Below are 24,599 nucleotides of genomic sequence, written 5' to 3'. Positions count from 1 at the left end.
ATGCTGTGTGAACATCTTTCCCCAACCCGCCGCGCTCTTCTTGGCACAGGCGGCGCTCTTTTTGCCTGGGCCTTCATGCCGCGTTTTGCTTTTGCTGCCGGCGGGCGCGACCCACGTTTCGTCACCATCATCCTGCGCGGCGCGCTCGACGGGCTGACCGCCGTGCCGCCCGTCGGCGACCCCGACTATGAGGCGCTAAGGCAACAGATCGCCATGCGCACTGAAGGCGACAATCCAGCCCTCGCGCTGGATGGTTTCTTTGCGCTCCATCCATCCCTTCGCAATTTCCAGCGGCTGTACCGGAAGGGCGAGGCAGCGGTGGTCCACGCCAGCGCAACCGGTTATCGTGACCGTTCGCATTTTGATGGCCAGGATGTGCTGGAATCTGGTTTTCCGACCCCCGGCCATGTCGAGACGGGTTGGCTGAACCGTCTGCTCGAACAGCTGCCGGCGGGTGAAACCATCAATCCAGCTGCGGCCGGGCAGCGGGTGAGCGGCCTTGCCATTGGCGCCAGCGCTCCGCTTGTCATTCGCGGCAAGGCACCGATATTGGGATGGGCGCCATCCGTTCTCAAGCCCGCCGATGGCGATCTCGCCCCGCGCCTTGCCGATCTCTACGGCCAGACGGACCCGATGCTGGCGGCATTGCTTGCCGAGGGCATCGAAACCGGCAGGATCGCCTCCGGCGTCGATATCAAGGCGCGAGGTGGTCCGGGTGATCCTGTTGGCATGGAGCAGATGGCGCGGGGTGCAGCACGGCTGATTGCGCACCCGGAAGGGCCGCGCGTTGCGGCGCTGGCCTTCGAGGGTTGGGACACCCATGCCCATGAGGTCGAGCGTCTTTCAAAATTGTTGAGCGGGCTGGACAATGCGCTTGCCGCCTTCGAGCAGGAGCTGGGGCCGGTCTGGAAGGATACGGCCATATTGGTCGCGACGGAATTTGGCCGTACCGCCCGTATCAACGGTACGGAAGGAACTGACCACGGAACGGCAACAACGGCCTTTCTCGCCGGCGGCAGCATCCGTGGCGGGCGTGTCATCGCCGATTGGCCCGGCCTCAAGCTCGCGCAGTTGCGGGATGGGCGGGACCTTGCGCCCACGACGGATATTCGCGCGATCATCAAGGGCCTCGCGGTCGATCATCTCGGCGCAAGCGCTGTCATGCTCGACAAGGCGGTCTTTCCCGGTTCGGAGGCCATCCGGCCCATGAAGGGACTGATCGTCTGAGGCTCGAAAAGGCGTGAAAACAAATATATGGAGCGCGTCCAACGACCCCGGCCATTCCGGATGCGCTCCCGCCTCTTCATATCCCTGTCATAATAGTGTCTGATATCGATATCGTTTTTGATACGGACATTGTGTAGACGAACAGCCGTTGCACGCTCAGGGAGCTTTTTCGTGAAGTCGTCAACGCAAACCATCCGCACTGAAGCGGCCACCCCTCGAAGCGGCACGCCCGGCGAAGTTTTTACGGCGTTCCTGAAGCTCGGGGTCACCTCCTTCGGCGGTCCCATCGCCCATCTCGGCTATTTTCGCGATGAGCTGGTTGTGCGGCGCAAATGGATCGACGAGGCGGGTTATGCCGATCTCGTGGCGCTCTGCCAGTTCTTGCCGGGGCCGGCCTCCAGCCAGGTCGGTTTTGCACTTGGGTTGCTGCGGGCAGGGCCGCTCGGTGCGCTGGCGGCCTGGACGGCCTTCACCCTGCCGTCCGCCATTCTTCTCTTGCTATTCGCCATGGTTGCGGCGTCCATAGAAGGACCTGTCGGCAACGGCCTGTTGCATGGCCTCAAGATCGTTGCGGTCGCCGTGGTGGCGCAGGCTGTCTGGGGCATGGCAAAGAGCCTTGCCCCAGATAGACAGCGTGCCAGCATCGCGCTCGTCGGCATCATCTGCGTCGTGTTTGTCGCGGGGGCTTTTGGCCAGATTCTGGCGCTTGCCGTGGGCGCCATTGCGGGGCTTGTCTTCTGTCGCACTGATACCGTGCAGGAGGCTACTCATCTCGCATTCCGGGTGCCGAAAAGTGTCGGATACATTGCGCTTGCCACTTTCGCGCTCCTGCTGGCCTTCCTGCCGGTCTTCGTGGCGATGGCCGGCTCGCAAGGCCTCTCATTGTTCGATGCGTTCTATCGTGCCGGCGCCCTTGTCTTTGGTGGCGGCCATGTGGTGCTGCCGTTGCTCCAATCGGCAGTGGTTTCCACGGGCTGGGTGACGGAAGATGCGTTTATCGCCGGTTACGGTGCAACCCAGGCCGTTCCCGGCCCGCTGTTCACCTTCGCGGCCTACCTCGGCGCTGTGGTGGGGCCGCACCCGAACGGTATTGCGGGAGCAGGCATTGCGCTTGTCGCGATTTTTTTGCCGGGCATGCTACTGCTCGTCGGTGCGCTGCCCTTCTGGGAGGGCTTTCGCAAGCACCTTCTGGCGCAGGCTGCCATGCGCGGCGCAAATGCCGCCGTCGTTGGCATTCTCGGGGCCGCGCTTTATGATCCGGTGTGGACAAGCGCCATATTCATGCCGAAGGATTTTGCGCTTGCGCTGACGGGTTTCATCCTGTTGACGGTGTGGAAGACGCCGCCATGGATCGTGGTGGTCATCTGCGCGATTGGTGGCGTTCTGCTCGCCCTGTCATAGGCCGTCTTGCGCAGGACCGATATTGGTAAACATCCAGTCCGAGAAGGCCTGCATGGCTGGTGTCGGCGGCTTTGATTGCAGCCTCGTCAGCCAGTAGCTGCCAAGCGATATGGTGACGGGGAAGGGCTGCACGATAGCCCCGGATGCCAGATGCCGCGAGAACATCGATGGCGGGGCGAGCGCCACGCCGAGCCCTTGCAATGCGGCCTCCATCATGCCGAGCGAGGTATCGAAAACGATGCCGGCATTCACATGCGCCACCGGTGTTACGCCAGCCGCTGCAAACCACGTGGCCCATTCGTCAGACCTGTAGCTGCGCAACAGCGTGGCGTCCGCGAGATCAGCGGGGGATTTCAGTGTCTCCGCCAGTTTCGGCGTACAGAGAGGCGAAAGGGGCGCCTCGAAAAGCCGGAATGCATCCGTGCCATGCCAGGAGCCCTGGCCGAATCGAATGGCGAAATCGAGGCCTTCGGCGGCCATGTCCACGCGGTTGTTGTTGGTGGAAACGCGCACGTCGATGAACGGGTGCCGCTTTTGAAATTCCCTCAGCCGCGGCAGCAGCCAGCCCACGGCAAAGGTTCCCACGACGCCCAGAAACAGCAGTTCGCGCACCTGACCGGCTTCGATCCTGTCGAGCGTGATCGCCATCTGGTCGAAAGAGCTGGTGACCGTCGGTAGCAGGGCTTCGCCTTCCGCGGTGATTTTCAGGCCTCTTGGAAGCCGTTGAAAAAGGGAAACCCCCAGTCGTTTTTCGAGGCCCTTCACCTGTTGGCTCACAGCCGCCTGCGTCACGCAGAGTTCTATGGCCGCGCGGGTGAAACTGAGGTGCCGCGCTGATGCCTCAAATGCCCTCAAGCCGTTCAGTGGAAGAAATTGCCGAACCATTCAAGACCTAGATTTTGTTATGCCTCGTCCGAGATATCATGATTTGTTCGTGCAATGTAGGGCGGTTAAACGTCTTTCGCTGGGGACGGCGCAGGCGCCGAAAATCCACTTGAGGTTTTGGAGAACGCGAAAGATGAAACTTAATCGCAGACATATTGCATTGGCCACATTGATCTCGACGAGCCTGTTCACGCAGACTTTTGCCGCTGATGATGCCAGGCTGAAAGCGATAACAGATGCAGCGATCAAGCCGGTGATGGAGAAGAACGGTATTCCGGGTCTGGCCGTTGGTATCAGTGTCGATGGCGAAAATCACGTCTTCACCTACGGTGTCATGTCCAAAACTACGGGCCAGCCGGTTACCCCGCATACGCTTTTCGAGCTGGGTTCCATCAGCAAGACATTCACGGTCACGCTCAGTACCTATGCGGAGACGCAGGGCAAACTGTCACTATCAGGCAAGGTCGAAGACTATCTTCCCTCCATGAAGGGCAAGCCGTTTGGCGATGTCACGCTGATGCATCTTGGCACTCACACCGCCGGCGGCTTTCCGTTGCAGGTGCCGGACAATGTCAAGACGGAGCCGCAGCTTTTGGCCTATCTCAAGGCCTGGATGCCTGCATACAAGGCGGGAACGCACAGAACCTACGCCAATCCCAGCATCGGAATGCTCGGATACGTCACCGCAAAGGCAATTGGCCAAAGCTATGACAGCGCTATGCAGGACGTACTGTTTCCGGCGCTTGGATTGAAGAGCACCTTCACCGTGGTGCCCAAGGCAAAGATGGCCGATTATGCGCAGGGTTATAAGAGAACCGGCGAACCGGCCCGCATGACGCCAGCCATTCTCTCATCGGAGGCTTACGGGGTCAGATCGACGGCGACCGACATGATCCGTTTCGTCAATGCGAATATGGGGCTGGAAAAGCTGGACGGAAAACTCCAGCAGGCGATCGCCAACACTCATACGGGATATTTCAGCGTCGGCGCGATGACGCAGGATATGATTTGGGAGCAATATGCCCACCCGGCCGCGCTGAAAACACTGATCGAAACGAACTCCGGCGCCTTGCTCAAGACGGTGCCGGTATCGGAAATTTCGCCGCCGATGAAGCCGCGTGGCGATGTCTTCATCAACAAGACCGGCTCCACCAACGGTTTCGGCGCCTATGTGGCGTTCATACCGGAGCAAAAACTCGGTATCGTCATTCTGGCCAATAAAAACTATCCCAATGAGGATCGTGTTGCCGTGGCTTACGAGATTTTGAACGGACTCAAAAGCTCCGAATGATGTCAATGCTGGCGTAAACGCGTACAGGACAAGGGTGGCATTTCGGTCGTAATTCATTTGCTCGCCGGCATTGTCATCCTTGCCTTGAAAGCATGCATTTATGTCCCTGAAAATCGGCGTATGCCCATATTTTGAGCGCTTGTAATCAAGGCTCAAAAATGGGCTTGACGTCTGCCGAAATTTCTCACCAAATGAACCAATGTTCGATTGGTTCACGCAAATGGTGCGGCTTGGCGACAAACCCTAACGACAATTCAAACTACGCTCTGGCAAAGCTGCGCGAGTACATTCAGACAAAGAATCTCGCGAATGACGGCCGTCTGCCGACGGAGCGGGCATTTGCCGAGACCTTCAATGTCGGCCGCCGGTCAATCCGCCGTGCTCTGGAGGTTTTGGAGGCCGAGGGTCTTATCTGGCGTCGCCAGGGGGCCGGAACCTTTGTGGGTGAAAAGCCGGACGATTGGTCCACCCAGGTGACCGAAATGGTCGCCAGCACCGATATCATGGAAATCATGGAAGTCCGCCTGCGCATCGAACCGCAACTGGCGCAGCTTGCAGCCATGCGCGCCAAGCCCGCCGAGTTGGAGCGCATGCGCGCGCTCGTCAAGAAGACCGGCGAAAGCACGGATGCCGATGCCAAGGAATTGTGGGACGGCTCGCTCCACCGCCAGATAGCCCAGAGTGCTGGCAACAAGCTGTTCCTGTCGATCTTCGATGTCGTGAACCGTATTCGCCAGGACGATGCCTGGCAGTCGATACGCGAACTCGCCCGGCGCAGTGGCACGAATGGCAAGGCGTCTTTCGAACAGCATGTCGCCATCGTCGATGCCATTGCCGATCGCGATCCGGCGCGTGCCGGAGAGGCGATGCGCCAGCACCTTCTCATGCATCAGGAACGATTGATCCGCGCCACTTCGCTCGGGTTTCAGGAGGAGAGCGCTGCGGAAGACCGTGCGGCGAAGAGCATCAACGAAGCCGACAATCCGCTTACCCCGGCCTCATAGGCCGCGGACGTAAACCCGCCGGTCCTTCGGGGCCGGCCAATGATAAAAGTCAAAGAAAACCAGACCAGAGGATCGAACATGAAGAAAATCTACACACTGACTGCGGCGCTATTGGCAAGCGCGTTTCTGACCGCACCAGCCATGGCTTCCGAATTGCGCATCGGCCTCAACGATGACGCGGACGTGCTTGATCCCGCGCAATCGCGCACCTTCGTCGGCCGTATCGTCTACACCTCCATGTGCGACAAGCTGGTGGATATCTCGCAGGACATGAAGATCGTTCCCCAGCTTGCCACCGAATGGGCCTGGTCCGAGGGTGGCAAGGTGCTGACGATGAAAATTCGCGACGGCGTGAAGTTCCACGACGGCGAGACGCTGGATGCGGCCGCCGTCGTTGCCACCATCGAGCGCAACATGACCCTTCCGGAATCCCGCCGTAAGAGCGAGTTGTCCTCGGTTGAAAAGGTTGAGGCCACCGGGCCGCTGGAAGTCAAGTTCACGTTGAAGACGCCCGATGTCACGCTGCTTGCCCAGCTTTCAGATCGCGCGGGCATGATCGTCGCGCCGAAGGCCGCCAAGGAACTGGGCGCGAATTTCGGCTCCAAGCCGGTTTGCGCCGGACCGTTCAAATTCGTCGAGCGCATCCAGCAGGACCGTATCGTCCTCGAAAAATTCGCGGATTATTGGGACAAGGACAAGATCAAGGTCGACAAGATCGTCTACCTGCCAATTCCCGATACCACTGTGAAGCTTGCAAACCTCCGCTCTGGCGATCTCGACATTGCCGAACGTATCTCGGCGTCCGATGCGGAATCCGTCAAGAATGACCCCAAATTGACATATGCGGACGTGATCGGTCCGGGCTACATGGCCATGTATGTCAACATCAACAACGGCGCGCGCGCTGACAATCCGCTCGGCAAGGACAAGCGCCTGCGTCAGGCCTTCTCTTACGCGATTGACCGCGAAGCGATCGGCCAGATCGTGTTTGAGGGTACGTCCAAGGCCGGCAATCAGTCATTCCCGCCGACAAGCCCATGGTTCAACCAGAACCTGCCGGTGCCGCCACGCGATATCGACAAGGCCAAGCAGCTGATGAAGGAGGCTGGCTACGAGAAGCTCGATATCGAACTTCAGCACGCCAACAACACCACGCAGACGCAGATGATGCAGGTGATCCAGTCCATGGTGGCGGAGGCTGGCTTCAACGTTACGCTGAAGGCCACCGAATTTGCGACGCTTCTTTCCGAACAGACCGCCGGCAACTATCAGCTCAGCCGTTCCGACTGGTCTGGTCGTATCGATCCCGATGGCAATCTTCACCAGTTCGTCACCTGCAAGGGCGGCATCAACGATGTGAAATATTGTAATCCTGAAGTCGACAAGCTGCTGAACGAAGCACGCGCCTCGACTGAAGATGCGGTCCGCAAGGAGAAATACGATGCGGCAAGCGTCATCCTAAACGACGACATGCCGATCATCTATCTCGGCCATCAGCCCTATGCCTATGCCATCTCCAAGAAGGTCAAGGGCTGGGAGCCTTCGCCTGATGGCATGATCCGCCTTCTCGGCGTCAGCAAGGACTAAGCGCTTCAAATCCGCCGCACGGCTTGCCGTGCGGCCCTCCAGAACGTGCACGAACGGGGGCAATGCCATGCCTGTCTATATCGGCAAGCGACTGCTGGTCGCGATCCCGACGCTTTTGATCATCTCCATCTTCGTCTTCTCGCTGCAGAAACTGTTGCCGGGTGATCCGGTTCTCGCCATGGCGGGTGAGGAGCGTGATCCGGCGACGATTGAATTCCTGCGGGAGAAGTATCGCCTGAACGACCCGGTACCGCTCCAGTACATCAACTGGCTGGGCGGCGTGGTGACCGGCGATTTCGGTATTTCGCTGAGGACCAACCAGCCGGTGCTGGAACTGATCGGCCAGAAGCTGCCGGTCACCATTCAGCTGGCTGTGATGGCGATGTTCTTTGCGATGGTCATCGGTATTCCGATCGGCATTCTGGCCGCCGTCAAGAAAAACACATGGATCGACTACACCGCCAATATCGTGGCGCTTTCCGGCCTGTCGATCCCGAATTTCTGGCTCGGTATCATGCTGATCCTGCTGGTTTCAGTGAAGCTCGGCTGGCTGCCGGCATCCGGATATGAATCGATATTCGTCGACCCCGTTCGCTCCATCGAGACGATGATCATGCCCGCCTTCGTGCTCGGCAATGCGCTTGCGGCAACGTTGATGCGCCACACGCGTTCGGCAATGGTTGCGGTTTTGAGTTCAGACTATATCCGCACCGCCCGGGCCAAGGGGCTTTCGCCGCGCGAGATCATCCTGTCTCACAGTTTTCGCAACGCGCTTCTGCCCGTCATCACGCTGTTGGCACTGCTTTTCGGTGAGTTGCTGGCCGGTGCGGTTCTGACGGAGCAGATATTCACCATTCCCGGCTTCGGCAAGATGACCGTCGATGCGGTCTTCACCCGCGATTACGCCGTCGTCCAGGGCATCGTGCTCTGCACCGCGGTCGGCTTCATCCTCATGAACCTGCTGGCGGACATTGCCTATGTCCTGCTTAACCCTCGCCTCAGGGCGACGATCTGAGGCCTGATATCATGACCGCTCTCGATCAAAACCTGTCCGTACCGGTGCCGCGGCAGGAAAGCCGCGCCTGGAAGAAAATGAAGCGCAACAAATCGGCGCTCGCCGGTCTGATTATCGTGCTTTTCTTCACGGTACTTGCCGTTGCAGCACCGATCCTGCCGATTGCTGACCCTATTGCGACCAGCTGGTCGGCCATCCGCAAGGCGCCGTCCGCCGCCCACTGGCTTGGCACCGACGATCTTGGCCGTGATATCCTTTCGCGCATGATTTATGGCGCGCGCGCCTCGCTGATGGCGGGTGTTGTCTCCGTCATGATTGCGGTGGTCATCGGCGTGCCCTTCGGGTTGATCGCCGGTTATTTCGGTGGCTGGGTGGATATGGTCATCTCGCGCATCACCGAAGCGCTGCTGGCTATGCCGTTCCTCATCATGGCTATTGCCCTTGCGGCCTTCCTTGGCCCGAGCCTTACCAATGCGATGATCGCCATCGGGCTTTCCGCCATGCCGATTTTCGTTCGGTTGACCCGTGGTCAGGTGCTGGCGGTCAAGATGGAAGATTATGTCGAGGGGGCAAGGTCGATTGGCCTCAACCACTTCGACATCATGACACGATACATCCTGCCAAATGTCTTTGCTCCCATCATCGTGCAGGCAACCTTGACGGTTGCGACGGCCATCATTGCGGAAGCGAGCCTTTCCTTCCTCGGCCTTGGCCAGCAGGCACCGGCGCCGTCGTGGGGTTCCATGCTGAACACCGCTAAGAACTTTCTGAGCCAAGCGCCGTGGATGACGATGTGGCCCGGGATTGCAATTTTCCTCGTCGTCATAGGCTTCAATCTCCTGGGCGATGGCCTGCGTGATGCGCTCGATCCGCGCGAAGCATGATTTCTCATAAGGAACTGACTGAATGACCGAATTTACCACACGCCCCGAGATCCTTGGCACATTCGGCGTCGTCACCTCGACGCACTGGATCGCATCGGCCGTGGGCATGGCAATCCTCGAAAAGGGAGGTAACGCCTTCGACGCAGCGGTTGCCGCCGGCTTCGTGCTGCAGATCGTCGAACCGCATCTCTGTGGCCCCGGCGGCGACATGCCTGCCGTCTTTTATTCAAAGAAGAAGGACAAGGTCGAAGTCATCTGCGCGCAGGGGCCTGCTCCGAGTGGCGCTACCATCGAGCACTATACCTCGGAGGGGCTTAAGCTGATCCCCGGCGATGGTCTGCTTGCAACCGTCATTCCCGGAGCCTTCGATGGCTGGATGTTGATGCTGCGCGACTACGGCACGATGAGCGTGCGCGAGGTGCTGGAACCAGCCATCTATTATGCCGAATACGGACATCCGACTCTGCCGCGCGTTTCCGCCACCATCAAGGGGCTGGCGGAATTCTTCGAGAAGGAATGGCCGACATCCTACGAGACCTGGCTGCCGGGTGGTGCCGCACCCGAGCCGCACGCCCTTTTCAGGAATCCTGTACTTGCGGAAACCTACAAGCGGATCGTCACTGAATCCGAAGCGCGTTCGGGTCGCGAAAACCAGATTGAAGCCGCACGCGACGCTTTCTATCGGGGTTTCGTAGCGGAAGCCATCGACACTTACGTCAACACCGCTGAAGTCATGGATGCAAGCGGCACCAAGCACAAGGGCGTGCTGACGGCGCAGGATATGGCGGACTGGAGCGCGACCATCGAAGCGCCGCAGACGCTTGATTATCATGACTGGACGATTGCAAAGACGCCTGCCTGGGGGCAGGGACCGGTTTTGTTGCAGTCGCTCGCCCTGTTGAAAGGCTTCGATCTTGCGGCCATGGACCCGTCCGGCCCCGATTTCATCCACACCATCGTTGAGGCCATGAAGCTCGCCTTTGCCGACCGTGAGGTCTATTACGGCGATCCTGATTTCGGCCAGATTCCGACGGAATATCTTCTCTCTGAAGGCTACAATGCCGGGCGTCGTAAACTGATCGGCACAGAGGCATCGCTCGATCTGCGTCCCGGCATCGTGCCGGGTTACGAGAAGCAGGTGGACGCCACCATGGCCATGCTCGCCGAAATGAGCGGCAAGGGCACCGTCTACGAGCCCACCATGTCGCATCTTACCGAAAAACGCGGCGATACCGTGCATATCGATGTCATAGACCGCTGGGGCAACATGGTCTCAACCACGCCCTCCGGCGGCTGGCTGCAATCATCGCCAATCGTTCCGGGATTGGGCTTTGCGCTTAATTCCCGCGCCCAGATGTTCTGGTTGAAGGAAGGCCTGCCGACCTCGCTCGCACCTGGAAAACGCCCGCGCACCACGTTGACACCCTCGCTCGCGCTGCATCAGGGACGCCCTTCCATGGTGTTCGGTACTCCGGGCGGCGATCAGCAGGATCAGTGGCAGCTGCCCTTCTTCCTGCGTTATGCGCATCACGGCAAGAACCTGCAGGCGGCCATCGACATGCCGCTGTTCCATACCTCGCATTTTCCGGGCTCGTTTTATCCGCGCACCAGTTCGCCGGGCGAGATCATGGTGGAAAGCACCGTGGGTGATATGACGCTGCAGGAGCTTCGCCGCCGCGGACACAAGGTCACCGTTGCCGATGCGTGGTCGGTGGGGCGCCTGACTGCCGCAAAGCGGGATGCCGATGGCCTGCTGCGGGCCGCCGCAACCCCGCGACTGATGCAGGCCTATGCTGTGGGACGATGACATCATGAATACGACACCTGTTCTCTCCGTTAGAAACCTGACCACTTCTTTTCTCGTCGATGATGCTTGGAAGAGCGTCGTCCGTAACGTCTCCTTCGATGTCGCTCCGGGCGAAACCGTCGCGATTGTCGGTGAGTCCGGTTCGGGAAAGTCCGTCACCTCGCTGTCCATCATGCGCCTGCTTAGCCCCGCTTTCAGCCGGATTGAGGGTGAAGTTTTCTTGAACGGGCGCAATCTTCTGGCGCTTTCCGAGAAGGAAATGCGGGGCGTGCGGGGCAACGACGTCTCGATGATATTTCAAGAGCCTATGACGTCGCTCAATCCCATCTTCACGATCGGCCGCCAGATTTCCGAGGTCCTCATCCGGCACAAGGGCTTTTCGAAGCAGCAGGCAAGGGCGGAGACTGTCCGGCTTCTCGAAAAGGTTCGTATTCCCAACGCGGCCGGTCGCTTTGACGAGTATCCGCATCAGTTTTCCGGTGGCATGCGCCAGCGCGTGATGATCGCAATGGCGCTCGCTTCCCGGCCGAAACTGCTGATCGCCGATGAACCGACGACCGCGCTCGACGTCACCATTCAGGGCCAGATTCTCGATCTGATCAAACTGCTTCAGGAAGAGGAGGGCATGTCGGTCCTCTTCATTACTCATGATATGGGCGTCGTGGCGGAGATCGCCGACCGCACCATTGTGATGTTCCGGGGCGATGAGGTCGAGACCGGACCAACCGGGGATATATTCCAGCGCGGCAAGCATCCCTATACGCGGGCGTTGCTTTCGGCGGTGCCGAAGCTCGGCTCGATGCGCGACCGGCAGTGGCCGACGCGCTTTCCGGTGCTCGACATGAAAACCGGCCTGTCGACCGAGCCGGTAGAAGTGGCCGAAACGGTTGCGAGCGGACAGACACCTGTCCTGTCGGTCAAGAACCTCGTGACGCGGTTTCCCATCCGCTCCGGCCTTTTGGCCCGGCAGACGGGTGCGGTTCACGCGGTCGAAAACGTCTCCTTCGATCTGTTTCAGGGGGAGACGCTTGCACTGGTCGGCGAGTCCGGTTGCGGAAAGTCGACGACCGGCCGCTCGATCATGCGTCTTGTCGAACCGACGGCCGGCGAGGTTTCGCTCGATGGTTACGATGTGATGCGGCTCGATACCGTCGGCCTGCGCAATATGCGTAAGTCCGTACAGATGATCTTTCAGGATCCGTTCTCGTCGCTCAATCCGCGCATGACGGTGGGTACGGCGATTTCCGAACCCTTCATCAAGCACAAACTGGGCACCACGAAGCAGGCGAAGGAAAAGACTGCCGATCTCCTCGAAAAGGTTGGTCTAACCGCCGACATGGCGAGCCGCTATCCTCACGAATTTTCCGGCGGCCAGCGCCAGCGCATCGCGATTGCCCGTGCGCTTGCCCTCGATCCGAAGGTCATTGTTGCCGACGAAAGCGTGTCGGCTCTCGATGTTTCGATCAAGGCGCAGGTCTGCAACCTGCTCCTCGACCTGCAACAGAGCCTCAATCTCGCCTTCCTCTTCATCTCCCACGATATGGCGGTGGTGGAGCGTGTCAGCCATCGCGTCGCGGTGATGTATCTCGGTGAGATTGTGGAGATCGGTCCGCGCGCTGCTGTTTTCGACAATCCGCAACATGCCTACACGAAGAAACTCATGGCGGCAGTGCCGGTACCCGATCCGGCGCGACGCGGAATAAAGCGCGGCATATCCAACGATGAACTGAAAAGCCCGATACGGCCGATGGGATTTCAAACGCCGACGCGAAACTATAAAACCGTTTCCCCGGGCCATCTGGTTCAGGTTGTTTAAGGCAATTCTGGCATTCCGGGTTGAAAAACCGTGAAGTTTCGCACCGCTATCCGCTATTCTGAGCGGAATATTTTTTACAGCCTTGCTCAACGCGCGTCGTCAAAAGTGGTTCCCATATGAATCGAAAATAAAACGTTCGATTCAATGCGCCGCATATTCTAGTTTGCGCGCGAATGAGGTGCATGCCGGGAATTTACAACTGTGATTAGTTTTTCGCCTTTTGCTCAGCGAAGCCTGTTTATGCTCGCTGTGGGTGTTGCAATATTGACCGGAATGGTCGCCACTTCGCTGTGGCTGGTGCAGGTGAACAACCGGTACTCGCAAGAAACAGCCGAGTTGCGCCGTGTGCGGGCTGCCATTCTCGATATCCTGACGTCGATGCAGGACATTGAAACGGGGCAGAGGGGTTATCTGCTGACCAACAACATCGAGTATCTGAGCCCATATCAGGAGGCCTTGAGCCTGTTGCCGCAGAGGCAGTCCAGACTTCTCGAAGTGCTGAAGGACCAGAAGCAATACGAGCAGGATCTGACGGATCTCGGTAATGCCGTCGCCAACAAGCTGGCTGAAACCCAGGAAACCATCGATCTGCAAAAGGCAGGACGCATCACCGAGGCAGTCGAAGTCGTCCGTGAGAATGACGGCAAACGGTTCATGAACGAAATCAGGGCGATCTTGTCGAAGCTGCAATCGCAGACCGACGATCGGCTCCGCATCATCGTCGGAGACCAACTTGGCGCCGCCAATACATTGCAATGGGTAACGCTCGGCGGCACGCTGGCGATCCTGCTTGTTGTCGGCGGTTCAATCTTTCTGGTTTTCACATATATCCGTGCGTTGAACCGGTCTCGGGAAGATGTTGACGAGTTAAATCGCCATCTGGAGGAGCGGGTTGAGGAAAGAACCCGTGATCTTCGCAGCGCCAATCAGGAAATTCAGCGCTTCGCCTATATCGTCACGCATGATTTGCGTGCGCCGCTCGTCAATATCATGGGGTTCCTCTCCGAATTCGATACGTCCCTGAAGCCGGTCACCGCATATGTGCTCGCAGACGGCAAAATGCCTTCCGACGACGTGGTTCGGGATGCCAGACTGGCTGTCGAGGAAGATCTTCCCGAGGCGATCAGTTTCATCCGCTCTTCGACACGCAAGATGGACCAGCTGATCAATGCGATCTTGAAGATATCGCGCGATGGTCAGCGAAAGCTGCAGCCGGAAAAAGTCGACATAGAGACATTACTGTCATCGCTCTCCGAGACGGTTCGTCACCAGATCAATGCCAATGGCGGCGAGATCAGTGTCGAGACATCAAAGCTGACAGTCGTGACGGATCGTATCTCTATCGACCAAATCCTTGGCAATCTTTTCGACAATGCGGTGAAATACCAGATGCCGGGACGACCGCTGCGATTGACTGCCCGTGCTTATCCGTCCGGGCGGGGTGCCATCAGCATCGAAGTCAGCGACAACGGGCGCGGCATTGGCGAGCATGATCTGGAGCGGGTGTTCGAACTCTTTCGCCGCGCCGGTGATCAGGATCAGCCGGGGGAAGGCATCGGCCTTGCCCATGTTCGGTCGCTAATAAGAAGTTTAGGAGGAGACATTAAGGTGAGTTCCGAACTTGGCAAAGGCAGTACATTTACATTGCTGTTGCCGAGCGATCTCAGAAAAGTGACGAAAGAAGGCGAAAAATGAAGGCAACCGGTCAAGAGGTAACGATCATTATGATCGAGGATGACGAAGGTCATGCTCGGCTGATCGAGAAGAACGTACGTCGCGCAGGTGTGAATAACGAGATCATGCCCTTTACGCTCGGTGCAAAGGCACTCGACTACATCCTCGGTGAAAACCGCGATGGCGTTGTCAGCAAAGATCGATATCTTCTCGTTTTGCTCGATCTTAACCTCCCTGATATGTCGGGTATCCGAATTCTCGAGGAGATCAAGAGTAACGAATATACGCGCCGTTTGCCGGTGGTCGTTTTGACGACGACGGATGACGAAACCGAGATTCAGAAATGTTATGACCTTGGTGCAAATGTCTATATAACCAAGCCGGTCGACTACGAAGGCTTTGCGAGTGCGATAAAGAACCTCGGCCTGTTCTTCTCCGTAATTCAAGTACCTTGAAGGCATGATGGCATTGCGCGTTTTGTATGTTGATGATGATCCGGCTCTGGCGCGGCTTTCCAGCCGGATCCTCGGTCGTCACGGAATGGAGGTGGTCCATGCCGCATCCGTGGCGTCCGGGCTCAAGATGTTTCAAGACGAGCAGTTCGATATCGTCGTTCTGGACCATTACTTCCAGACATCGACGGGAATGGAGTTCCTTGCCGCGATTCAGTCCTTGCCGGGGCGGGTTCCCGTTCTTTATGTAACGGGATCGAACGAAGCCCAGATCGCGATCGACGCCCTCAAGGCGGGTGCCGCCGACTACGTCATAAAGAATGTCGGTGACGACTTTTTCCCGCTGTTGCTTACGGCTATCGATCAGTCGCTGGAAAACCATCGTCTGCGTCAGACGAAGGAGGAATCCGACCGGTTGCTGGTGAAGGCCAAGGAACATGCGGAAATGATGGTGAAGGAGATGAACCATCGGGTCGCCAACAGCCTCTCGCTGGTATCCGCCATGATTCGCCTGCAGATAAACACCATCAAGTCTGAGGAAGCCGAAGTCGCCTTGCTGGAAACCCAAAGCAGGATTTCGGCGATCGCCGGCGTTCACCGCAGCCTTTACAATACCGACAATATAGGTCTGGTATCGCTCAATTCGTACCTGACGTCGATCATCGATGGGTTGTTTCAGGCGGTTCCCGGATCTTCGTCCATTACCGTCGAAACATCGCTTTGTGACATCAGCCTCAAGGCAGACCATGCCGTAGCTCTGGGTGTCATCATCACCGAGCTGCTGACCAACGCGCTGAAATACGCTTATCCAGATCAATCCGGCACGGTTCGCGTCGGACTTTCGGAAGAAAATCGGCAATTTGTTCTCGTTGTCGAAGACGATGGTGTCGGTTCAAAGCCCGACGCATCTCCGCGTGGTACTGGCCTCGGAACAAAGCTGATTATGGCAATGGCTCAGAACATTGGTGCTCGTGTCGAGCAAACGCATACGCACCCGGAACAGGCCAAGGGAACGCGTTACACGATGACTTGGAGCGAGACGTAAACGCCGATAGCTTCGGTTTTTAAATATAATTCTAATTTAGTGATTTAATATAACTGGCGCCGCGCTTGGGCAGCTGGAACGTAAGCTTGCCTGGGAGTTGACAGGCATGCAACAGCTCAAGGCCCGGCGTCTGTATATACCGGGATGGTTAGGAAGCCGTCTGATGCGAATTGGCTTCAGGCACCTGTTCTGACGATGCCGTCAAAACCATCATCGTGCACGGGCACGCTTGGCAAGAAGAGCGGATGTCGCAGAAATGCGATCAGACTGTTCCTTTGCAAGACGTGCTTCCCGCAGCCGCAAGGTCTTGGCGTCGCGGGATTGCGTGATCGAATCAAGCTCGTCGAGCGCTTTGTCCTTTGCGAAGAACGGCGTCTGGATGTTGCTGAAGGCAACCTCGGCCTTCTGGCGCGAGATACTGTATTTTTCTGTCATGGGTGTTCCGGTGGTAAGGCTCGGCATGCGAGCGGAAAACAAAAGGCCAGGCAATTTGCCTGGCCTTGATTGGTTCGGGGTGCTTCCGGCAGTGCCAGTACATCCGTGGTCAAAGGGAAGCAAAACCCGTTAGGCAGCCTGCAGATTGCAGGCCGACATTTTGCCGGACTTGTTGTCGCGTTCCAGGTCGAAGCCGATCTTCTGGCCTTCGACGAGTTCGCGCATACCAGCCCGCTCAACGGCGGAGATATGAACGAAGGCATCTGTGCCGCCGTTGTCAGGCTGAATGAAGCCGAAGCCTTTAGTGGAATTAAACCATTTAACTGTGCCAGTGGTCATGATGAACCCTTTCATAGCGATAGAGGACCCACAGCACTAAAAAGCGCTGCGAACATTGATAGCGATTTTGAAAGGAAAGGTTCGTTCAGAACGCGGTGCCAATCGCGCAACAAGCAAAGCTAAGCAAGCAAATTCGATGGTTCGTTATAGCGTGCTTGCACGGTTGCGTCAACTATTAGTTTTTCTAATTTTTGCGTCTCGACAAAAAGTTGTGCTTGGCCATCCCTTTTACTCGCTCTGCATTGTTTTTAGCGGGAAGGTCTTCACGCAGTATCGTCGTGCAGGCGGATCCCGCACAGACGTTTTGCCAGACTCTTTTATTGGGGCTCATGCCGCAGTTCAAGGTCTCCCGCTTCTGACACGAGACGTAGGCCGATATCGATCCTGTTTCCCAACCGTGACATTGATCGCTCCTGAACAGGAAAGCTGACAGATACGGTATCGAGACAATGGTATGTTGTAGGCCCCCGCAAATAGCTGCAAGGGCCATGCGACATCAGATGAGGTCGCGTTTGTAGCGCTCATCCCACTTCCGGGTTTTGACGAGGCTGCCATTTTCGAGTGCCGAAAGTTCTCCTGTCAGGTAGAAATTTTCTCTGTCGGAGCGCATCTCGGTGCGGCTCTCGATCTTGATGCGCCACCTATCCCGGCCAATTTCATATGTCTGGGTGAGGACGTATTTCGCGGAGAGGGGATCTCCGTCGCGAATGGTCAATTCACGCCGCAGACTATGGCTGAGTTCGGTGTCGATGTCGTCAAACCGCAACACGCCCTCGCCGAACAAGCCGCCCACGCCTTCCGTGACATAGGTGTTGATACCCGTCTCATGGTCCTGTTCGGTCCAGCGGCGGACCGTGCCGGGATCGACCTGCGTCATGGGTGTCGATGGGCCGTGGGCGGGGGCCTCGAAACGCACAGGCTTGTCGTCACCGGTGGCACGCACGGGCAGGTCAAGCGCGCTTTCTGCAACGGAAACGCTGATCGTCGCATCGTAAGGCGATGTCCATACCATCGGCCAGTAGGCCGTGGCGATGGCGAGTTGCAGCCGGTGCCCTTTGGCAAAACGATAACCGCAATCATTGAGCTTGATTGCGACATCGTAAAATTTGCCGGGTTCCAATGCTTCCGGATTTTCGTGGCTATCGCGGTGGGTCAGGTTGAAAACCTGATAACTGACACGTGTGACACGGCCATCCGGCAGGACGTCGTTGAGGCGCAGTGAAATCTGCGCGACAGGGCAATCTGCGGCAATACGCAGACGCGCTACCGGCGCACCGAGAATATCGAAATCCTCTTCCATCAAGGCGGTTTCGAAAACGAGCGCGCCACCGTTGTCGAGCCGCTGATCGGTTGGATGTTCGCCGGGGCATCCGGTCGCCATCCATTCCCCGCCCGCCTTGCCGTGGCTTTGCGGCGAACGAATGCTGAGAATTGCCGGTTCGCTTGCCGTATCGCGCAGTTCCTTCGCTGCACCGGGGTAAAGTGAGCGGGTTGCAATTTCAGGCGAAGGCCATGTTGCTTCGCCCACCCAGCGGCCTTGCGTCGTCGTGCGCGTACCGGTCGGTTCGATCGTGTCGCTGACGAAGGCGCGCAGCATCGGCTCGTCCATGACGCCGGTTTCCTTGCCTTTCAGCCAATGGTCCCACCAGCGCGTTGCTTCCTGCAGGAAGCCAATTGCGGGACCGGGAACACCATCTTGGGGGTAGATATGGCCCCACGGACCGATGATGCCGCGACGCGGGACCTGAAGGTTCTCCAGAAGCCGCGGGACGGCATTGGTATAGCTGTCTGCCCATGCGCCGATGGCAAGGACCGGGCATTGAATGGCGCTCCAGTCTTCGCAGACCGAGCCGTGTTTCCAGTAATCGTCGTAACGTTGGTGTTCCAGCCAGAGTGCGGGAAAGAAGGGGAGCTTCTCCAGGCGCTCGATCCAGCTGTCGCGCCACGTGTCACCGACGATCTCCGGATCGAGCGGACGGCTCTGATAAGCAAGCATGATGGTGCCCCACCACAGATTGTCGTTCAGCAGCAGGCCGCCCATGTAGTGAATGTCGTCGGTATAACGGTTGTCGGTCGAATAAGCGGTGATGACGGCTTTCAGTGCCGGCGGACGGCGGGCGGCCACCTGCAGGCCGTTGAAGCCGCCCCAGCTCTTGCCCATCATGCCGACATTGCCGCTGCACCACGGCTGGCGGGAAATCCAGTCGATCACCTCGAGTGCATCGTCCTGTTCCTGCTTCAGATATTCGTCTGCCATGTGGCCATCGGATTCGCCGGTGCCGCGCATGTCCACGCGAATTGCGGCATATCCCTGGCTGGCAAAATAGCCGTGCATCGGCTCGTCGCGCCCGCGGGTTCCGTCTCGCTTGCGATAGGGAATATACTCGAGAATGGCGGGAACCGGCGATTGTTCCGCGCCCTCCGGCAGCCAAAGGCGAGCACCAAGGCGTACGCCATCGCTCATGGGAATCCAGATATGTTCTTCAACACGTATTGTCATTTGGGGTATTCCAGTCGGGTCATTTGAAGCGGGCATCGCTTTGCCGGGAGACAACAATGAAAGAATGCGAGGCGACACCCATCAAAGAGTGAACCGCCCCGCAGATCATGCGGCGGGGAGGCCACGTTTTGCCAGCACGCCATCCAGCCAGTCGCGCCGCAGTTCGGGGACCGAGGTGATGAGCTGTTCGGTATAGGGTTGGTTAGGAGGTGCAAAAACCTCCTTGGTCGTGCCGGTTTCGACAATGCGGCCATGCTGCATCACCATCGTCCTGTTGGCGAGCCGGCGAACGACGCCGAGGTCATGGGTGATGAACAGATAGGAGACGCCCAGTTCATCCTGCAACGAGCGCAACAGTCTGAGAATTTCTTCCGCCACGAGAGGATCAAGTGCCGATGTCACCTCGTCGCAGATGATAAGATCGGGTCTTGCGGCAAGTGCGCGTGCGATACACACGCGCTGCTTCTGCCCCCCGGAAAGCGCTTTTGGCAGGCGCTCTGCAAACTCCCGGGGCAGACCGATCAGGTCCAGCAACCGGTTCACCTCGGAGGCGCGCTCATCTTCATTCATTCCGAAATAGAACGACATGGGACGGCCGATGATCTCGCCGACGGTGTGGCGTGGATTGAGCGCCACATCCGGAAGCTGGTAAACGAGCTGGATACGGCGAAGATCTTCGCGCGAACGCCTGGAGTACTTGTCCGCAAGCCGGTGTCCAGCAAGCGAAACGACACCGGAAGATTGCGGCGGCAACCCGGCGATAACCCTGGCCAAAGTGGATTTTCCCGAACCGGATTCACCCACGACTGCCAGTGTTTCGCCCTTTCGGATTTCGCAGTGAACGTTGTCCAGCACCTTCTTGCGACCGTAGTAGGCGGTGACGTCACGCGCTTCGAGCAGGATTTCACCACCCCTGTTCTGGACGGATTCGCCGGACATGCTGGCTTGGCGTTCGGAAACAAGACGGAGCGTATAGTCTTCCTGCGGGTGCTCGAGGATATCCTCGGCAGAACCTGCTTCTACCTTTTTGCCATGGCGCAAGACCATGATGCTGTCAGCAATCTGCGCGACGACGGCAAGGTCATGCGTGATGTAGAGGGCGGCGGTATTGTAGCGCTGGATGAGGCTGCGGAGCAGGGCCAGAACCTCTATCTGCGTGGTGACATCGAGTGCCGTTGTGGGTTCGTCCAGCACGAGTATGTCAGGGCGGCATGACATCGCCATGGCCACCATCGCGCGCTGTAACTGCCCACCGGAGACCTGATGCGGGTAACGGTCGCCGAAATGCTGATAATCGGGAAGTTGCAGCGCTTGCAGCAGTTCCAGCATCCAGGCTTCGGCTTCCCGCCGGTTCATGACGCCGTGGTAAAGCGGCCCCTCGATAATCTGTTCGCCAATCTTCATGGCAGGGTTGAACGCCGCAGCTGCACTTTGCGCCACATAGGCGATGCGCGCACCGCGCGCCGCCTCACGACCGGCGCGATCCACCGTCATCAGCGAAACGCCATTCACGACGATTTCTCCACCAACGATTCGGCAACCGTTTCGGCCATATCCCATGGCGGCAAGCCCGATGGTGGATTTACCGGCGCCGGATTCACCGATCAGCCCTTTGACCTCACCGCGCTTGAGATCCAGATCGATACCATCAACCAGAATTGCTCCATTCGGTGCGGCAACTTTCAGGCCGCGAATTTTCAGGACCTCATTGTTACTCATCGGTCTGCTCCCTGAATTGCGCTGCGGCCAGCCAGCAGCCAGTCCACGACGAGATTGACGCCGATGGTGAGAACGGCGATGGCAGCGGCCGGATAAAGCGGTGCGTAGAGGCCGTAAAGAATGGCCTGCTGGTTGTCCTTCACCATGCCGCCCCAGTCTGCGAAAGGCGGCTGAACGCCAAGCCCGAGAAAGGACAGACCGGCCACGAACAGAAAGGTGAAGCAGAAACGCAGGCCGAATTCCGCAATGAGCGGCGGCAGGGCATTGGGCAGTATCTCCCTGAACACTAGCCAGATCAGGCCTTCTCCGCGCAGGCGCGCGGTCTCGGCATATTCCAGCACATTCACGCCCTGGGCGACAATGCGCGCCAGACGGAAGACGCGGGTGGAATCCAGAAGCGCAATGGTCACTATCAGCACGGGGATGGACGAGCCTAGCGCCTGCAGCACGACAAGAGCCGAGATCAGCACTGGAATACACATGACAGTGTCGACGATGCGCGAAAGAACCATATCGAGCCAGCCGCCAAAGATGGCCGCGATGAAACCAAGCGTGATGCCGATTGTGAAGGAGAGCAGGGACGCCGCCAGCGAAACGCCGATGGAGATTTGCGCACCGGCCAAAAGGCGCGACAGCATATCGCGTCCGTTCTGATCAAGGCCAAACCAGTGCATTGCCGAAGGCGGATCGAAAGGCGAACCGACGATCTCCTCCTGCCCGAAAGGCGCGATATGCGGACCGGCTGCGAACAGGACGATGTTGACCGAAATGATGAAAAGACCGACCCATGCGGTTGGGGTGATGGTGCGGAGCATTTTCATCGCGGATGCCTCAGGCGCGGGTTAAGCGCAATTGCCGACACATCGGCAATGATGTTTAGAATGACGTAGGTTGCGCCGAAAACGAGGGCTGCTGCCTGTACCAGTGGAAGGTCCCGCTTCGAAACGGCATCGACCATGAAACGGCCAAGGCCGTTATAGTTGAACACGGCCTCTACCAGCACCACACCGGTGATGAGATAGGCGATGTTGAACGATACGACGTTGACGATCGGGGCCGCGGCGTTGGGAAGCGCGTGGCGAAGAACCACGCGTTTGGTCCGCAATCCCTTGAGATAGGCTGTTTCGACATAGGCCTGATCCATCACCGCAAGAACGGCGGTGCGGGTCATGCGCAGCATCTGCGCCACAGTAACCAGAACCAGCGTCAGAGCAGGAAGCGTGGTGGCTTTCAGCCAATCCGCAAAGCCCATACCCGGATAAGTGTCGGCAAGGCTCGGCAAAAGATTGTACTGCACGGACACGAAAAGGATCAGCAACAGGCCCAGAAAATATTCCGGAAGGGAGACAAAGCCCAGCGCAACGATGTTGACAGCCCGATCGAACAGGCTGCCGCGCCAGATGGCACTGAACAGACCCAGAAGTACGGCAACCGGAACGGACACGACGGCGGCATACAGCGCCAGCGCCATGGTGTTCCAGAACCGCGGCCATAGGAGAGCTGCGACAGGCTGGTGGTTTGCCAGCGAATTTCCAAGGTCGCCGGTTACGAAACCGCCGAGCCAGGAAAGATAACGTTGCAGAAGGGGCTGCTCCAGACCGAGATCGGCGCGCAGCACGGCGAGAGATTCAGGCGTCGCATTCTGTCCGAGTATTGCCGACGCCACATCTCCGGGAAGAAGCTGAGTGCCGGCGAAAATAAGCGCCGACACCAGCAGAAGCGTCAAAATACCCAAAGCAATGCGCTTCAGGATAAGCTTAGTCATTATGCGTCCAACCAGACCTTTTCAGCGAGACGGGCACCCATGAAGTTGAACATCGGATGCGTGGTCACGCCCTTCAGTTTCTTGGATGTCGCATCCAGATAATCTCCGAACATCGGGATCATGGCGCCGCCCTCATTGGAGATGAGCGCCTGAAGCTCGGCATAGATTTCCTTGCGCTTCGCATCATCGAGAAGTGCACGCGCCTCGATGAGTTTCCTGTCGAAGTTTTCGTTCTTCCAGTGCGTATCATTTTGCGCCGAGGTGGACTGGTAAGCGATGGTCAGCATCTGGTCTGCTGTCGGGCGTCCGCCCCAGTATGACATGCAGAATGGAGCTTTCATCCAGACGTTGTCCCAGTAGCCATCGGCGGGTTCGCGCTTGATAGAAACATCGATGCCGCCCTTGGCCGCACTCGTGCGGAAAATCGCCGCTGCATCCACAGCGCCGGAGAAGGCGGCGTCGGAAGCGGAAATCTCTACCTTGAGCGTATCGAGGCCAGCCTGCTTCAGATAAAACTTCGCCTTCTCGGGGTCGTAGGGACGCTGCGCCAGATCCGCGGCATAAAAGCGGTCAGAACTCGGGATCGGATGATCGTTCCCGATGCGGCCGTAGCCACGCAGCGCGGTTTTCAAAAGCTGCTCGCGGTCGATGGCGTGCTTGATGGCAAGGCGGATATTGTTGTCCTTGTATGGCGCCTGCGTGCAATCCATCAGGAACGTGAAGTGCTGGCCGCCAGCCGATTGGACGATGTTGAGGTTGGGGTTACGGCGCAGCAGGTCTACTGTCTTGAAGTCGAGTTGGTTGATCGCATGGACCTGACCCGACATCATGGCATTGGTGCGTGCGGCGATATCGTTGATGACGATGACTTCCACGGCGTCAACGTGAGCGGCATTCGGCTTCCAGTAATTCGGATTACGGGTAAAGCGCGAACGAACGCCCGGATCGTAGCTTTCGAACACGAATGGCCCGGTGCCGACAGGTTTGCTGAAATCCGTCCAGCCTTCAGGCACAACGAGGAAATGGTAGTCGGACAGGATGTAAGGAAGGTCGGCATTGCCGCTTTCGAGGACGATCTTGACCTCGGTGTCGGAGAGCTTGTCGACGCTCTTGAGCGCAGACGCGACCGAGCGTGCCGCAGAGGTGGTTTCGCCACGGTGCAGGTTGATGGAGTAGATGACGTCTTCCACCGTCAGGGTCTTGCCGTTGTGGAAGGTGACACCCTGACGCAGCTTGAAGACCCACTCCACGGCGCCGGGCTGCGCTTCCCAGCTTTCGAACAATTCAGGCACAGCGTGATTGCTGGCATCGATCTCGACAAGGCCGTTCATGATCATGAAGGCCTGATTGACCGGCACCCAGTCTTTCAGGATGCGGGGATCGAGGTTATCCGTGGTGCTGCCGCCGCCGATACCCAATTTCAAAACGCCACCCTTCTTCGGTGTGTCCGCGCCTTGCGCACTGGCGTCTGTGATTAAACCGGCAGAAAGCGCCGCGAGGCTGGCCGCGCCGGCAAGAAAATGCCGCCGGTCGAGCGAGAAGGAAAAGGGGGAGGATGTCATGTTTGGGTTCCCTGTTTTTTATCGGGGCCGGACGAGGCGCGGCTGGCAGTGGCGTATCGTACTCGACGGTTCGGCACTAGATACCGATGCGCGCAGGGGGGTATGATTTTTGCGCATGGGGTCATGAAATCTGAGCGCATCCGGTTATCTGCGAAGCGGAGTAAAGGGATGCGCCGGAGCGGGTCCGGTGT

20 protein-coding genes and 1 pseudogene are annotated in these 24,599 nt (G+C 58.1%); 13 read left to right on the top strand and 8 right to left on the bottom strand.

What is annotated here, in order from left to right:
* Complete coding sequence (locus tag AB4Z23_RS15845) at positions 1-1,227, top strand: DUF1501 domain-containing protein (protein ID WP_112959740.1); 1,227 nt, start codon at positions 1-3, stop codon at positions 1,225-1,227.
* A 171-nt stretch (positions 1,228-1,398) separates the two neighbouring features.
* Complete coding sequence (chrA, locus tag AB4Z23_RS15840; protein ID WP_112959739.1) at positions 1,399-2,628, top strand: chromate efflux transporter; 1,230 nt, start codon at positions 1,399-1,401, stop codon at positions 2,626-2,628.
* On the opposite strand, the gene AB4Z23_RS15835 is transcribed toward chrA, so the two are convergent.
* Positions 2,623-3,513 (bottom strand): LysR substrate-binding domain-containing protein, encoded by an 891-nt coding sequence (locus AB4Z23_RS15835; RefSeq protein WP_441360342.1) that lies wholly within the window; start codon positions 3,511-3,513, stop codon positions 2,623-2,625. The two genes, chrA and AB4Z23_RS15835, sit on opposite strands and share 6 nt — an antisense overlap.
* A 133-nt stretch (positions 3,514-3,646) precedes the next feature.
* Between AB4Z23_RS15835 and ampC the strand changes: the two genes are divergently transcribed.
* The 10 genes from ampC to AB4Z23_RS15785 all read left to right on the top strand — a co-directional run bounded on the left by ampC (position 3,647) and on the right by AB4Z23_RS15785 (position 16,088).
* Positions 3,647-4,804: a class C beta-lactamase gene (gene ampC / locus AB4Z23_RS15830; RefSeq protein ID WP_112959737.1), complete on the top strand. Its 1,158-nt coding sequence runs from the start codon at positions 3,647-3,649 to the stop codon at positions 4,802-4,804.
* Between the two features lie 191 nt (positions 4,805-4,995).
* Positions 4,996-5,808 (top strand): FadR/GntR family transcriptional regulator, encoded by an 813-nt coding sequence (locus AB4Z23_RS15825; RefSeq protein WP_112959736.1) that lies wholly within the window; start codon positions 4,996-4,998, stop codon positions 5,806-5,808.
* 78 nt (positions 5,809-5,886) lie between these two features.
* On the top strand, positions 5,887-7,395 hold the full coding sequence (locus AB4Z23_RS15820) for an ABC transporter substrate-binding protein (RefSeq protein WP_112959735.1): 1,509 nt from the start codon (positions 5,887-5,889) through the stop codon (positions 7,393-7,395).
* A gap of 67 nt (positions 7,396-7,462) precedes the next feature.
* On the top strand, positions 7,463-8,410 hold the full coding sequence (locus AB4Z23_RS15815) for an ABC transporter permease (protein WP_003499573.1): 948 nt from the start codon (positions 7,463-7,465) through the stop codon (positions 8,408-8,410).
* 11 nt (positions 8,411-8,421) lie between these two features.
* A complete protein-coding gene (locus AB4Z23_RS15810) occupies positions 8,422-9,294 on the top strand; it encodes an ABC transporter permease (RefSeq protein WP_013761355.1) in 873 nt (290 codons plus the stop codon).
* Positions 9,295-9,316: 22 nt separating this feature from the next.
* Positions 9,317-11,101, top strand: a complete 1,785-nt coding sequence (locus AB4Z23_RS15805; protein ID WP_441360341.1) for a gamma-glutamyltransferase family protein — start codon at positions 9,317-9,319, stop codon at positions 11,099-11,101.
* A 4-nt stretch (positions 11,102-11,105) separates the two neighbouring features.
* Positions 11,106-12,917, top strand: coding sequence for an ABC transporter ATP-binding protein (locus AB4Z23_RS15800; RefSeq protein WP_025596002.1), 1,812 nt, complete (start codon positions 11,106-11,108; stop codon positions 12,915-12,917).
* Positions 12,918-13,157: 240 nt separating this feature from the next.
* Positions 13,158-14,612 carry a sensor histidine kinase gene (locus AB4Z23_RS15795; protein WP_025596003.1) on the top strand — a complete coding sequence of 485 codons (1,455 nt, stop codon included), beginning with the start codon at positions 13,158-13,160 and terminating at the stop codon, positions 14,610-14,612.
* Entirely contained in the window at positions 14,609-15,046 is a 438-nt protein-coding gene (locus AB4Z23_RS15790) for a response regulator (RefSeq protein ID WP_003517744.1), read from the top strand. Before AB4Z23_RS15795 ends, AB4Z23_RS15790 begins: the two co-directional genes overlap by 4 nt.
* Before the next feature lie 4 nt (positions 15,047-15,050).
* Positions 15,051-16,088: a sensor histidine kinase gene (locus AB4Z23_RS15785; RefSeq protein WP_025596004.1), complete on the top strand. Its 1,038-nt coding sequence runs from the start codon at positions 15,051-15,053 to the stop codon at positions 16,086-16,088.
* Positions 16,089-16,298: 210 nt separating this feature from the next.
* Here the strand turns inward: AB4Z23_RS15785 and AB4Z23_RS15780 are convergent, their stop codons facing one another.
* Both AB4Z23_RS15780 and AB4Z23_RS15775 read right to left on the bottom strand, forming a co-directional pair.
* The gene (locus AB4Z23_RS15780; RefSeq protein ID WP_003517740.1) at positions 16,299-16,523 is read right to left on the bottom strand and encodes a hypothetical protein; all 225 of its coding nucleotides are present in this window, start codon (positions 16,521-16,523) and stop codon (positions 16,299-16,301) included.
* A 129-nt stretch (positions 16,524-16,652) separates the two neighbouring features.
* Positions 16,653-16,862, bottom strand: a complete 210-nt coding sequence (locus AB4Z23_RS15775; RefSeq protein WP_003517737.1) for a cold-shock protein — start codon at positions 16,860-16,862, stop codon at positions 16,653-16,655.
* Positions 16,863-17,086: 224 nt separating this feature from the next.
* Here AB4Z23_RS15775 and AB4Z23_RS15770 point away from each other — a divergent pair.
* Positions 17,087-17,292, top strand: a pseudogene (locus AB4Z23_RS15770) (type II toxin-antitoxin system VapC family toxin); the annotation flags it as partial.
* A gap of 66 nt (positions 17,293-17,358) precedes the next feature.
* Here AB4Z23_RS15770 and AB4Z23_RS15765 read toward each other — a convergent pair.
* The 5 genes from AB4Z23_RS15765 to AB4Z23_RS15745 form a co-directional block, all read right to left on the bottom strand.
* Positions 17,359-19,362 (bottom strand): CocE/NonD family hydrolase, encoded by a 2,004-nt coding sequence (locus tag AB4Z23_RS15765; RefSeq protein WP_025596005.1) that lies wholly within the window; start codon positions 19,360-19,362, stop codon positions 17,359-17,361.
* 105 nt (positions 19,363-19,467) lie between these two features.
* Positions 19,468-21,081 carry an ABC transporter ATP-binding protein gene (locus tag AB4Z23_RS15760; RefSeq protein ID WP_112959733.1) on the bottom strand — a complete coding sequence of 538 codons (1,614 nt, stop codon included), beginning with the start codon at positions 21,079-21,081 and terminating at the stop codon, positions 19,468-19,470.
* Positions 21,078-21,902 carry an ABC transporter permease gene (locus AB4Z23_RS15755; RefSeq protein WP_019566413.1) on the bottom strand — a complete coding sequence of 275 codons (825 nt, stop codon included), beginning with the start codon at positions 21,900-21,902 and terminating at the stop codon, positions 21,078-21,080. The genes AB4Z23_RS15760 and AB4Z23_RS15755 overlap by 4 nt, the downstream gene beginning before the upstream one ends.
* A complete protein-coding gene (locus AB4Z23_RS15750; protein WP_003517729.1) occupies positions 21,899-22,846 on the bottom strand; it encodes an ABC transporter permease in 948 nt (315 codons plus the stop codon). Before AB4Z23_RS15750 ends, AB4Z23_RS15755 begins: the two co-directional genes overlap by 4 nt.
* Positions 22,846-24,408: an ABC transporter substrate-binding protein gene (locus AB4Z23_RS15745; protein WP_441360340.1), complete on the bottom strand. Its 1,563-nt coding sequence runs from the start codon at positions 24,406-24,408 to the stop codon at positions 22,846-22,848. Before AB4Z23_RS15745 ends, AB4Z23_RS15750 begins: the two co-directional genes overlap by 1 nt.
* Positions 24,409-24,599: the final 191 nt, after the last annotated feature.

It is taken from the genome of Agrobacterium sp. MCAB5 (assembly GCF_052114365.1).
Classification (GTDB): domain Bacteria; phylum Pseudomonadota; class Alphaproteobacteria; order Rhizobiales; family Rhizobiaceae; genus Agrobacterium; species Agrobacterium tumefaciens.
This window is presented reverse-complemented; position numbering and strand designations above follow the sequence as displayed.